This is a genomic window from Candidatus Sodalis sp. SoCistrobi (assembly GCF_900143145.1).
Taxonomy (GTDB): Bacteria; Pseudomonadota; Gammaproteobacteria; order Enterobacterales; family Enterobacteriaceae; genus SoCistrobi.
In genome coordinates this window covers 1-10,693 of record NZ_FRDB01000093.1, presented here as the reverse complement: position 1 = coordinate 10,693, position 10,693 = coordinate 1, and the positions used below count along the sequence as shown (strand labels likewise).

The window sequence follows — 10,693 nt, the reverse complement described above, 5'->3', positions numbered from 1 at the left end:
CATAGGTATCTACACATTTATCGTGATACCTGTTATTACTTTGCAGAATGATTTCAACCTATCTGTTGGCGGGATTGACTCTCGCCTTACCCGCCGATATCAGACGCTGGTTAAACAGCATATGACGCCCGCGGCTCTTCTTGCTTCTGCGGTTAAAGACCTCGCAAGTGCTCAAAAATCAACTTTCGCAACTACCCAAGCTGTCTGGCGTTTTCTGAATAATAAGCGAATTAGCTTCAGTCAACTCAATGAGCCAATTATTTCGCTAGCACTTGAGCAAATTTCGCTTAGCCCGCATCCATACGCTCTCGTTGTTCATGATTGGTCACGTTTACAATTTCTTTACCATCATGCCAAATACGGACGCTTAAAAATGACGCACGGTGGCGATGTTGGATATGAACTTCAAAGCAGCTTGCTGGTTGATGCTGGCACGGGTTTGCCAATAGCGCCTCTATCTCAGACACTTACCGATGCAACCGGTTGTCATTCAACGTTGGCGGAAGGACTGTCCGAACGGCAGACACATATGGACGCCTTGACGACCGATATTGCCCGTGTGGAATCGCTTAATATAGGTAAAAAGCTGATTCATATAATTGATAGAGAGGGTGACTCTATTGGACATATGCGGACGTTGAGTACTCAAGGAATATGCTGGCTTATCCGAGGAAAAGAAGGACATGGTGCAGAGTGGCAAGGTAATTCATTGAAAATTGGTGAGATTGCTGCTCTTCTGCCATACAACGGATGCGGACAGGTAGACTGGAAAGGGAAAAAAGCTGATATGGAAATCAGTGAAACCTCGATAGTCATAACCCGAGCTGCGCAGCAGAAGCGTAAAGATAAAGAAACCGGCCGCCGCATAAAAATCCAACCTGGAGAGCCTCTGACGGTCAGATTGGTTGTTGTTCGGCTTACGGATGATCTCGGTAATGTGGTGGGACGCTGGACGCTGCTTACAAACGTTTGCAGCGAGATCACCTGCGAGGAAGTAGCTCGTTGGTATTACTGGCGCTGGAATATTGAATCATTTTTTAAGTTGCTGAAAGGTGCCGGACATGACGTAGAAACATGGCTTCAGCGCAGCGCGCCAGCCGTACTACGCAGGTTGTTAATAGCCAGTATGGCTGCTGTTCTGGTATGGCGGCTGCAACGCGCTGAAGGAGAAGAAAATGCGGCAGCCCGCCAGCTGATATGTCGCTTGTCAGGACGACAGCAAAAGCGAGGCCGCAGAGAGAGCGCTCCTGCTCTGCTCGCTGGCCTATCCATCTTGTTGAATACACTAAAATTATTATCGGAATATAGTCTGGAAGAACTTACTCATTTAGCGAGAGTTGCTCTTAAGCCTCCTCCCTGATGTGTAGATACCTATGCCTTACAGGCCCGGCCCGAGACCGAGACGTTCACCGCGATAGCTGCCGTCCAGAACGCGCTGCCACCACTCACGATGGGTCAAATACCACTGCACGGTTTTCGCCAGGCCGCTGTCAAAGGTTTCTTGCGGCCGCCAGCCTAATTCCCGGCCAATTTTGCCGGCGTCAATCGCATAGCGCCGGTCATGCCCCGGCCGATCTTCTACACGCGTAATGAGTTGCCTGAACGCCGTGACGCCGGCGGGATGAGGCGCGCCGGCCTGCTCCAACAGTGCGCACAGCGCCTCGACCACCTCAATATTGCGCCGCTCGTTATGACCGCCGATGGTATAGGTTTCACCGGGACGGCTGCGGGTCACCACCTGATAGAGCGCGCGGACATGATCTTCCACATACAGCCAGTCACGAATCTGGCCGCCGTCGCCGTACACCGGTAACGGCTTGCCCGCCAGCGCGTTGATAATCATCAGCGGAATCAGCTTTTCTGGGAAATGATAGGGGCCATAATTATTGGAGCAATGGGTTACCAGCACCGGCAGACCGTAGGTGCGCATCCAGGCGCGCGCCAAATGATCGCTGGCGGCTTTCGAGGCGGAGTAAGGGCTGCTGGGGGCATAGGGCGTGCTTTCGTTAAACCGGCTGCCGTCATCGGGCAAATCGCCGTACACTTCATCGGTGGAGACATGATGAAAGCGAAAGGCGGCGCGGGCGGCGGTGGGTAAAGCCTGCCAATATTCGCGCGCCGCTTCCAAAAGAATCGAGGTGCCGGTGATATTGGTGTCGATAAACGCCGCCGGACCGTCAATGGAGCGATCGACATGGCTTTCCGCCGCCAGATGCATAATGGCGTCAGGCTGAAACTCCGCGAGCAGTCGCGCCATCGCCGGGCCATCGCCGATATCGGCGCGGGCGAAGCGATAATGGGGATGCCCCGCCACCGGCGCCAACGAGTCCAGATTGCCGGCATAGGTCAACTTGTCGACGACCAGCACCCGATCGTCGGTAGCGCCAAGGATATAGCGCACCAGCGCCGAGCCGATAAACCCCGCGCCGCCGGTAATCAGCAGGCGTCTCATCGCCAGACTCCCCGGGTATCCACCACCCAGCGCTGGTGAATGTCACCAGGCGCCAGGGCGCGAAACTGTTGATGATCCACCAGCATCACCAGCACATCGGCGGTCGCCAGCGCCCGATCGCGGTCCACCAGCGTGACCAGCCCGTCCAGCGATGCCGGCAATGCATGGACATTCGGCTCCACCGCCAGCGTCTGGCCGCGATGCCAGCGGGCAATCAGCTGCGTCACGTGCAGCACGGGGCTTTCGCGCAAATCGTCGATATCGGGCTTAAACGCCAGCCCGAAGCAGGCGATGGTCACATCGCTACTGCCGCGCCCGCTGTCGTTGAGGCAATCCGCCACCGCCGCCTTTACTTTGTCCACCACCCAGTCGGGCTTATCATCGTTGACCTGGCGGGCGGTGCGGATAAGGCGCGCCTGTGCCGGGTTCTGCGCCACAATGAACCAGGGATCCACCGCGATACAATGGCAGCCGACGCCCGGCCCCGGCTGCAAGATATTGACCCGCGGATGGCGATTGGCCAGCGCTATCAGTTCCCAGACATTAATCTGCTGTTCCGCACAGAGCACCGACAGTTCATTGGCGAAGGCAATATTGACATCGCGGAAGCTGTTTTCGGTCAGTTTACACATTTCGGCGGTACGGGCATGGGTGACGACGCACTCCCCTTCCAGGAAAATACGATACAGCTCGGCGGCGCGCGCCGAGCAGCGCGGCGTCATACCGCCAATCACCCGGTCATTTTTAATCAGTTCCACCATCACCTTGCCGGGCAGCACGCGCTCCGGGCAATAGGCGATATTGATATCCGCCGCTTCGCCCACCTGCTGTGGGAAGCTCAGATCGGGACGTGCGTCGGCCAGCCAGCCGGCCATCTGTTCGGTTGTCCCCACCGGCGAGGTGGATTCGAGGATCACCAGACAGCCCGGCGTTAATACCGGTGCTAACGCTAACGCCGCCGCCTGCACATAGCTGAGATCCGGTTGATGATCGCCTTTAAAAGGAGTTGGGACGGCAATCAGGAACGCGTCCGCCGGCTGCGGCTGGCTTACCGCCCGGAGCCACCCCTCGCGCACGGCTTCAGTTACGACACGGTCCAAATCGGGTTCAATAATATGAATAGCGCCGCGGTTAATGGTATCCACCGCGTGCTGATTGGTGTCTACGCCTATGACCCGCTTGCGGCGCGAGGCAAACGCCGCGGCGGTGGGCAGACCGATATACCCCAGTCCAATGACGGAAATTGTGTCAAAACTCATGGATTCACCTGCTATCTTTTTTTAATACCGTGATAATCCGCTCACAGGCGTGGCCGTCGCCGTAGGGGTTATGTGCCCGGCTCATCCGTTGATACGCCTGGGCATCATTCAGCAGCTGCGATACCGCCTGGTGGATCGCCTGCTCGTCCGTCCCTACCAGCCGCACGGTGCCGGCCGCCACCGCCTCCGGTCGCTCGGTGGCATCACGCATCACCAGCACCGGTTTGCCCAGAGAAGGCGCTTCTTCCTGAATGCCGCCGGAATCGGTCAGAATAATCGTGGCGCGATCCATTAAATACACGAACGGCAAATAGTCTTGCGGATCAATTAATTTTATATTGGCGATACCGCTAAGCATACGGTTAACCGGTTCGCTGACGTTAGGATTGAGGTGCACCGGGTAAACCACCTGTACGTCGGGATGATCGAGCGCAATGCGCGCCAGGGCGGCGCAAATGCGCTTGAAACCGTCACCAAAACTCTCGCGGCGGTGGCCGGTAACCAAAATCATCTTCTGCACGCCATCGAGAAAAGCGTAACGCCGCTCCAGACTGGCGCGCAGTGCCGCGTCGCTCATGACACGATCACGCACCCAGAACAGCGCATCGATAACCGTATTGCCGGTCACCGCAATTCGTGCCGCCGGCAGTCCCTCCGCCAGCAAATTGGCGCGCGCGTTTTCGGTCGGCGCAAAATGCCAGCGGGCCAGATGGCCGGTCAATTTGCGATTCGCCTCCTCCGGCCACGGGGAAAGCAGATCGCCGGTACGCAGGCCCGCTTCCACATGGCCCACGGGAATATGCTGGTAAAACGCCGCCAGGCTGGCGGCCAAGGTGGTGGTGGTATCGCCATGCACCAGCACGACATCCGGGCGGAAATCTTCCAGCACCGGCTGCATGCCGGTCAAAATACGGCTGGTTATCTCACTCAAGCCCTGTGCCGGGCGCATGATATCCAGATCGTAATCAGGCACGATCGCGAACAGGCGCAACACCTGATCCAGCATCTCGCGATGCTGGGCCGTCACGCAGACGCGGGTTTCAAAGGCCGGATCATTGGCCAGAGCCAGAACCAGCGGCGCCATTTTAATGGCTTCCGGCCGTGTGCCAAAGACGATCAACACTTTCACAACAGTTCCCTTCATTCTGAGCAAAGCCGGCTACGGCTTAGAATTCGGTGGGCCGCGCGGCTAACGGCAGCGGTCTATTCCGACAGTTTCATGCCTGTCGGCGGCATTAACGACGGCGCGCCAGCGCGACTCCCGCACCGATCAACGACCCCACGGCGCCCCACAGAATAAGCAGGAACAGGCGGCGTGGCTTATCGCGTTTTACCGGCTCTTCAGGGGTCCTTAGATAACGGTAGGTCTTGAAGCTTTTGTTCAATACCGGCCCTACATTGAGGGTAGTCAACATCGCGCGGTTTTGGTCGTAATCGGTATCATAGGCCGGTCCGGCCGCCTGCAGAGCGTCCAGACGTGCCTGCAACAGCGGGTGCCCCAACAGGAACAGTTCGGATTGAGGCAAACTGTCGGCGGCGACATCGGTCCGGCTGCGATCGATGCCCTGCGCGTGCGCCAGTTTCAGCGCTTGATTAAGCTGTAGCTGCTCGCGATGGTAAACCGCCGCGGCCACTGCCTCCTGCCGTTTTACCTGCGCCTTGAGCGAGACGGTGCGCGCAGCCCAGGCGGCCACAACGTCCTCATTGAGGTGGTTGGCCGCACGCTGGTTGGCGAAATCCACATAGCGCCGCAACAGTTGATTGGCGTCCGGCGCGGTTTCCGCCACCAGCCGCGCGCTGTCCGGCAGCTTTTTCACGTCGTCACGCGGCAGGAACTGAATGGCGTTTATCAATTCATCTAGCAGCACCGCGTCGGCATGCACGTCGCCCTTTTTACGCGCCTGGTAATAGGGGCTGGCAAGCCAGAAATCCCGTCGGGTATCATAGGAAGCGAGCTGGCGCAAAAACTCCTGATAGGCCTCGTTGGCTATCGAAAGAGTGTCGGTGGTCGGCAACGCGGTATTTTTCACATCCAGATTGCGCAGAAACTGCTGCTGGGAGAAGTAGCTGCCCAGCACATTCACCGTAGGTTTGTCGGTAATGGCGATGGCGGTCCACTCCTGGCGCACCACCAGAGAGTAAATCAATGCGCCCAGTGCAAACACGACAGCACAGGCGATAACGGTGAGTTTGCCGCGCCACAGGGCACACAGCAGGCCGCGCAAGTCCAGTTCATTGTCGATAGCCTGTTCCCGGCCGGCGGAAGATGGTGAGCTTGCAGGTGTCATTTTCGCCCCGAATTTCCGTTTAAGGTGGTGCTTTTTTTATATTGGCTGAGCCGACGCTTGGTCCGCTTGACGAAGCGGGCAACCCGCCAGGCGCATTTCAGTACGTAGCCATACAACAAAAACACCCCGATCCACAGCAACAGCATGACCGACTCCGGCCAGCGCAGCCAACGCTCTCCCGCCACGCCGAAAAACGCTAACAGCGCGGCGGTAAGCGTGATAATAATAAACGCCTGGCGCGAGCTGAAACCCGCGCGCATGATGAGATGGTGGATATGCTGCCTGTCCGGCGCAAACGGGCTCATGCCTTTGCGCATCCGGCGGTACATGATGGCTATCATATCCATCAGCGGCACGGCGATAATCCACAGCGCGGTCACGGGATTCATCGGATGCCCCCAGCCTTGGGTGCTTTGCAGCAGCAGCCAGATGATGGTGAAACCGATCATGGTGCTGCCGGCATCCCCCATAAATACTTTATAGCGCCGGCCGAAAACCCCCAGGTTCAGTAAAATATAGGGCAAAACGGCGGCAATCATGGCAAAGCACCACAGCGCCAGGCCGGGATTATTATCAAGCGAAAGCAGGATACCCATCGCACCGAGGGACACGCAGGAGAGCCCGCCCAGCAGTCCGTCAATGCCGTCCACCATATTGAAGGCGTTGATCGCCGCCCAGACGGCAAACAGCGTCACCAGGTAGCCAAAAGGGCCCAGCACCATCTCCCATGGTCCGAAGATATAGCCCAGGCTATTGATATAGCGGCCGCTGAACACCATCATCGCCACCGCGACCAGGGCCTGGATAATGGCGCGCGCCACCACGCTGATATCGAACCGATCGTCGAGCGCGCCGGTCACTACCAGGACGCCCGCGCACATGAGATACAGCGCGACATGGGGAATATAATGATCAGTATAGAGAAAGGCGAAGCAGATGCCGGCATATATGGAAATACCGCCGACCAGGGGGATCTGCCCCTGATGGCGTTTGCGGTAGTTGGGCTTGTCAACCAGGCCTATTTTTTTGGCAACCTTGCGCGCTAAAAACAAAAAGAGCAAAGAAAACAGAAAAATAGCAACAAAATCAGTACTCATATTGAGTATGTTCACAATAGAAAGCTCTCTGCATCCATCAGGCCGTTCAATGCGTCACCATGGTTTACGCCTCAACTCCGATGCCTTACCCGTCACTGAGTTTTGTGACAACGAAATAGGGTTTCTGTTATCTCTTTATTTTCCACCTGAATCTCCGTCAGGCGTGCAGATAGGATCAAAATCGCCCGGACAGCTGAGAGGCATGTAACCGGGCACACCAAAGATGTGACTATCCTAGCATCAGAAACGAAAAACGCCACGTTCTCACGTGGCGCTACCCGAGTTTTTGTGACTTACGAACGTTTCATCATGTCAAAGAATTCGTCGTTGGTTTTGGTCATCGCCAACTTGTTCATCAGGAATTCCATCGCATCGATTTCACCCATGGGATGAATGATTTTGCGCAGGATCCACATTTTCTGCAGCTCTTCCTGGGTGGTGAGCAATTCTTCTTTACGGGTCCCCGAGCGGTTGTAATCGATCGCCGGGAAAACGCGTTTCTCAGCGATTTTACGCGACAGGTGCAGTTCCATGTTACCCGTTCCCTTGAACTCTTCGTAAATCACTTCGTCCATCTTCGAGCCGGTGTCGATAAGCGCGGTGGCGATGATGGTCAGGCTGCCGCCTTCTTCCATATTGCGCGCGGCGCCGAAGAAACGCTTCGGACGATGCAGGGCGTTGGCGTCCACACCACCGGTCAATACCTTGCCGGAAGCGGGCACAACGGTGTTGTAGGCGCGCGCCAGACGGGTAATGGAGTCCAGCAGGATAATAACGTCTTTTTTATGCTCAACCAGACGCTTGGCTTTTTCAATCACCATTTCAGCGACCTGCACATGACGAGAGGCCGGCTCGTCAAAGGTCGAGGCGATCACTTCGCCTTTCACCAGACGCTGCATTTCGGTCACTTCTTCGGGACGCTCGTCAATCAGCAGCACCATCAGCACGCAGTCGGGATGGTTATAGGCGATGCTTTGGGCAATATTTTGCAGCAGCATGGTCTTACCGGCTTTCGGCGGCGCCACGATAAGCCCACGCTGACCGCGACCGATAGGCGAGGCCAGATCCAGAACGCGCGCGGTCAGGTCTTCGGTAGAGCCGTTGCCGCGCTCCATGCGCAAACGCGAATTGGCGTGCAGCGGCGTCAGGTTTTCAAACAGTATCTTATTGCGGGCGTTTTCCGGCTTATCATAGTTGACTTCGTTAACCTTCAGCAGCGCAAAGTAACGCTCACCCTCTTTCGGCGGGCGGATCTTGCCGGAAATGGTGTCGCCGGTACGCAGGTTGAAACGGCGGATCTGGCTGGGAGAAACATAGATATCATCGGGGCCGGCAAGGTAGGAACTGTCGCTGGAGCGGAGAAAACCGAATCCGTCCTGCAAAATTTCCAGCACGCCATCGCCGAAGATATCCTCGCCGCTCTTGGCATGCTGCTTGAGGATGGCGAAGATGATGTCTTGTTTACGCATGCGGGCCAGGTTTTCCAGCCCCATATTTTCGCCGAGGGTCACAAGCTCTGAAACCGGCGTATTTTTTAATTCGGTAAGGTTCATAATGGTGGGTTCTTAAACTCGGGGTATATCTGGAACTGATTTTGTGGATGGTATGGCAGCGTAAAATCGTGCCTGTCTATGGCATTTAATCCCGGTATATCCCGTTTGGGCTGATGAACAGCGACTCATGCAATATGAATAACAAGAAGACTGAGATTAAGAGTGCCTAACAACGGATTAATTTAAATCCCGCCTGCCTGACGCCTCGTTGGTCACGTTTGGTGCTTTCTTACAACGGGGTGCGGGCAAAGAGTAAAGCTCAGATTCAAACTACAGGTAAGATCACAATGCAGTGTGACATAAACTTAGCATGGTTCTTGATGGGCGTCTAGCGGTCAATATGAGAAATTGAGAAATGCTTATGAACGCCAGAGCCCGGAGGAAGATTTGCAATACCGCTTACAGATTTGCGTTAAGGAACTCTTTCAACTGTCCTTTGGACAGGGCGCCAACCTTGGTGGCTACCACTTCACCATCGCGGAACAACAACAGGGTTGGAATGCCGCGGATACCATACTTCGGTGCAGTGGCCGGATTCTCGTCGATGTTCAATTTAGCGATGGTCAGTTTGCCGTCGAATTCATCAGCAACTTCTGCCAGAATAGGCGCAATCATTTTACAAGGACCACACCATTCCGCCCAGAAATCGACCAGAAATAGCCCTTTGGCCTGTAATACGTCCTTTTCGAAGCTGTCGTCACTAAGATGAATAATTTTATCGCTCATGTTTTACTCCACAGGATTATCGTTACCTGCCGTTGCAGCAATGGCCAACAACAGGTTGACTTTATTTCACTGTATACACTTTCGTAATGCAATAGTTAACTGTTATTCTACCACACTATGAGCAAAACACACTTAACAGAAAAGAAGTTTTCCGACTTAGCCCTGCACCCGCTGATCATTGAAGCACTTGATTCTAAAGGCTTTAATAATTGTACGCTCATTCAAGCGCTGACTTTGCCCATTACGCTTGCAGGCAAAGACGTCGCGGGCCAGGCGCAAACCGGTACCGGCAAAACGCTGGCCTTCCTAACGGCCACGTTTCATCATTTACTCACCCAGCCCGCCGTCGAGGGACGCCAAACCAATCAGCCCCGCGCGCTGATCATGGCGCCTACCCGCGAGTTGGCGGTGCAAATCCATTCCGATGCCGAACCATTAGCCCAGGCGACCGGCCTGAAAATGGGGTTAGCCTACGGCGGCGATGGTTATGATAAGCAGTTGAAAGTGCTGGAAACCGGGGTGGATATCCTGGTGGGCACCACCGGCAGGCTGATTGATTATACCAAACAAAACTACGTCAATATGGGCGCCATACAGGTCGTGGTGCTGGACGAAGCCGACAGGATGTTCGACCTCGGCTTTATCAAAGACATCCGCTGGCTGTTCCGCCGGATGCCCGCCGCCGCCGGACGGCTGAATATGCTGTTCTCCGCCACGCTCTCCTATCGCGTGCGCGAGCTGGCCTTCGAGCATATGAATAACGCCGAATATGTCGAAGTGGAGCCGCTGCAGAAAACGGGCCACCGCATACAAGAAGAGCTGTTTTATCCCTCTAACGAGGAAAAAATGCGGCTGCTGCAAACGCTGGTCGAGGAAGAATGGCCCGACCGCTGTATTATTTTCGCCAATACCAAGCACCGCTGCGAGGATATCTGGGGCCATCTGGCCGCTGACGGTCATCGCGTCGGGCTGCTGACCGGCGATGTTTCGCAGAAACGGCGCCTGCGCATCCTGGAAGAGTTCACCCAGGGCGTGCTGGATATCCTGGTGGCGACGGACGTGGCCGCCCGCGGACTGCATATTCCATCCGTGACCCACGTTTTCAACTACGATTTGCCCGACGATTGCGAAGATTATGTGCACCGTATCGGCCGCACCGGACGGGCCGGCGAGAGCGGTTGCTCCATCAGCCTTATATCTTGATCATTGACTTTCAAAGGTTAATGATCCCCAACTGATCATTGGGATGTTACCGGTGAGTTTGTACTCTGCCTTAAGCTTACAGCTTGTACGTCAGATTAAACCCTGGTGACATATT

Annotated in this window: 8 protein-coding genes and 1 pseudogene; 2 read left to right on the top strand and 7 right to left on the bottom strand. The window is 55.5% G+C overall.

Going from position 1 to position 10,693, the window contains the following annotated elements; all coding sequences use genetic code 11:
- The coding region (locus CINSTRO3249_RS08085; RefSeq protein WP_254304262.1) for a flagellar biosynthesis protein FlhF at positions 1–1,360 on the top strand (1,360 nt) is incomplete at its 5' end.
- Positions 1,361–1,378: 18 nt separating this feature from the next.
- On the opposite strand, the gene rfbB is transcribed toward CINSTRO3249_RS08085, so the two are convergent.
- From rfbB to trxA, 7 genes are all read right to left on the bottom strand, one after another.
- Entirely contained in the window at positions 1,379–2,452 is a 1,074-nt protein-coding gene (gene rfbB / locus CINSTRO3249_RS08080) for a dTDP-glucose 4,6-dehydratase (protein WP_074012900.1), read from the bottom strand.
- Positions 2,449–3,711: a UDP-N-acetyl-D-mannosamine dehydrogenase gene (gene wecC, locus CINSTRO3249_RS08075; protein ID WP_074012899.1), complete on the bottom strand. Its 1,263-nt coding sequence runs from the start codon at positions 3,709–3,711 to the stop codon at positions 2,449–2,451. Before wecC ends, rfbB begins: the two co-directional genes overlap by 4 nt.
- Before the next feature lie 4 nt (positions 3,712–3,715).
- Positions 3,716–4,840: a non-hydrolyzing UDP-N-acetylglucosamine 2-epimerase gene (wecB, locus tag CINSTRO3249_RS08070; RefSeq protein WP_074012898.1), complete on the bottom strand. Its 1,125-nt coding sequence runs from the start codon at positions 4,838–4,840 to the stop codon at positions 3,716–3,718.
- A gap of 106 nt (positions 4,841–4,946) precedes the next feature.
- Entirely contained in the window at positions 4,947–5,999 is a 1,053-nt protein-coding gene (gene wzzE, locus CINSTRO3249_RS08065) for an ECA polysaccharide chain length modulation protein (RefSeq protein ID WP_074012897.1), read from the bottom strand.
- Complete coding sequence (gene wecA, locus CINSTRO3249_RS08060; RefSeq protein ID WP_074012896.1) at positions 5,996–7,111, bottom strand: UDP-N-acetylglucosamine--undecaprenyl-phosphate N-acetylglucosaminephosphotransferase; 1,116 nt, start codon at positions 7,109–7,111, stop codon at positions 5,996–5,998. The genes wzzE and wecA overlap by 4 nt, the downstream gene beginning before the upstream one ends.
- Before the next feature lie 278 nt (positions 7,112–7,389).
- Positions 7,390–8,649 carry a transcription termination factor Rho gene (rho, locus tag CINSTRO3249_RS08055; RefSeq protein WP_011412192.1) on the bottom strand — a complete coding sequence of 420 codons (1,260 nt, stop codon included), beginning with the start codon at positions 8,647–8,649 and terminating at the stop codon, positions 7,390–7,392.
- Positions 8,650–9,048: 399 nt separating this feature from the next.
- Entirely contained in the window at positions 9,049–9,375 is a 327-nt protein-coding gene (gene trxA / locus CINSTRO3249_RS08050) for a thioredoxin TrxA (RefSeq protein ID WP_025420550.1), read from the bottom strand.
- A gap of 117 nt (positions 9,376–9,492) precedes the next feature.
- Between trxA and rhlB the strand changes: the two are divergent.
- Positions 9,493–10,569 (top strand): annotated as a pseudogene (gene rhlB, locus CINSTRO3249_RS08045) (ATP-dependent RNA helicase RhlB); the annotation flags it as partial.
- Between the last annotated feature and the right edge of the window lie 124 nt (positions 10,570–10,693).

Coding starts and splice junctions, on each gene's coding strand:
- rfbB (WP_074012900.1), bottom strand. CDS start 2,452: ATGAGACGCCTGCTGATTACCGGCGGCGCGGGGTTTATCGGCTCGGCG.
- wecC (WP_074012899.1), bottom strand. CDS start 3,711: ATGAGTTTTGACACAATTTCCGTCATTGGACTGGGGTATATCGGTCTG.
- wzzE (WP_074012897.1), bottom strand. CDS start 5,999: ATGACACCTGCAAGCTCACCATCTTCCGCCGGCCGGGAACAGGCTATC.
- rho (WP_011412192.1), bottom strand. CDS start 8,649: ATGAACCTTACCGAATTAAAAAATACGCCGGTTTCAGAGCTTGTGACC.
- trxA (WP_025420550.1), bottom strand. CDS start 9,375: ATGAGCGATAAAATTATTCATCTTAGTGACGACAGCTTCGAAAAGGAC.